Here is a 1,783-nt window from a genome sequence, read left to right as displayed (position 1 = left end):
CTGAATGGGTTTGGGGTGAGAGCCACCCATTCTACGGCGGCAGCTGGCCCACCCCTTCCGGGTTCAGGCGTTGCAGTTATTCTGTGAATTCAGGAGGTTATAAAAAGCCGGATCGCCTGCCCGCGGCATCCTCTTTCGAAGCGCTCTCGCGTTCCAGAGCCTCAACGATCGTCTCGGGTTCGAAACGATGGCCGAGGTTGTGGGCGCGCCGAAGCAGCAATGCGAAATCGCCCGGGACCAGATTGTCCAGATGTTCGATCCGTTTCCGGAGGTAGTCGGCCTGCGCAGAGTCTGGTGCCTCCAGGTGAAGCGCGTCCAGGAGTTGCAAGAAAAGCTCCCAGCGACGTACGGAATCGGGGTATTGGAGCTCGATCTTCTCGTCAAAGCGTCTCATCACGGCCGAATCCAGACGCTCGAACGCATTCGTGGCGCACACGAAAACACCCCGGAACTCGTCCATGCGGGTCAGGAGCTCATTGGTCTGCGTCACTTCCCAGCGATGGTTGGCGCCCGCACGGGGGCCGAGAAAGCTGTCGGCCTCGTCGAGGAAAAGGACGGCGCTGGAGTCGGCCGCTTCTTCGAACATCGCGGCAATGTTGCTCTCGGTTTGACCGAGAAACGAGCCCAGCAGGTCGGAGGCGCGCTTCAGGATGAGGGGCACACCCAGCTCCATCGCCAGCGCCCGAACCATCTCGGTCTTTCCAGTACCCGGCGGGCCATGGAGGAGCAGACGGCCGCGCTGACTCCGTTGAAGCCCCGCGAACAACGCTTCCAGATCGACGGTGACCTGGAGAACGTCGCGCCGCCATGGCAGGGTCGATGGGACGGATTTCGGCAAGGGAGGGAAGCCCTGGACAGTGAGGTGCTGGTCGAGCTGCTCCCGAAGGAAGGGTTCCTGATCCGTGGCGTCGCTGCCCGACGCCACCAGGCCGCCCAGGGTCGCCACCTGCCGCATCATGGCCGGAGTGACCGGCCGGTGTTCCGCCAAGGCCTCTTCGAAGGCCGGTGACACGGGGATTCCCTCAAAGCACCGGCGAACCATCCGGCGCCGGGCATCTGGGCTCGGGGATCGAAATTCCCTGACGTACGTGAATCGCCGCAGGTAGGCGGGATCCATCTGTAGAGTCCGGTTGGCGATCCAGATGCTCGGTAATTCGCCCCCTTCCAGGCGGGCATTGATCCACGCCTTTCCCGCCTTGACCCCGCTGCGAGACCACGCCGGAAGTCCCTGGTCCGCGGCACTCGTGAAGACATCATCCATGTCGTCGAAGAGCAGCAAGGTGTTGCCGTTCTGCCCATAGAAATTCTGCGCCATTGACCACCGCCGGAGGCGCTGCAAAGGGGCGATCGGCTCACCATTCGGTTCGCAGTGGGCCACCTCGACGAGCGTGGCCCCCAACTCGTGCGCAAGCAGCCGCACGAACTCGGTTTTGCCCGTACCGGGACCTCCATGGAGCAGGATATTCACCGCTTTCCGGTCACTGTCCCGGCTTTCCCGAATGATTCGGACCAGACGGCCGAACTCGTCTTCCAGACGCGGGATGTCTTCCAACGAGATCACCGGAGCGGGCGAACGGGTATAGAACCAGCGGAGGAGCTCCTCCGGCGCCTTCTCCTCCGTCGCCAGGTCCTGGGCCATCCGCCCGCGGAGTTCAAAGGCCAGTTCATTCGATCGGCCCAGACCCGGGCCGAAGCGTGACAGCAGGCCGGTTTCAAAGAGCCGGCCGGTTTCATCCAGTGCGCTGCGAACATCCTGAGTGGTCGCGCCGAGCAACTGCCCCAC

Annotated in this window: 1 protein-coding gene; it reads right to left on the bottom strand. The window is 63.2% G+C overall.

The features are described 5' to 3' along the window. Nucleotides 1–97: 97 nt before the first annotated feature. Nucleotides 98–1,783: AAA family ATPase (locus F620_RS0114110; RefSeq protein WP_019571092.1), on the bottom strand; the 1,686-nt coding region annotated here is incomplete at its 5' end.

Origin of the sequence: Thioalkalivibrio sp. ALE11 (assembly GCF_000381205.1) — a bacterium.
Classification (GTDB): Bacteria; Pseudomonadota; Gammaproteobacteria; order Ectothiorhodospirales; family Ectothiorhodospiraceae; genus Thioalkalivibrio.
This window is presented reverse-complemented; position numbering and strand designations above follow the sequence as displayed.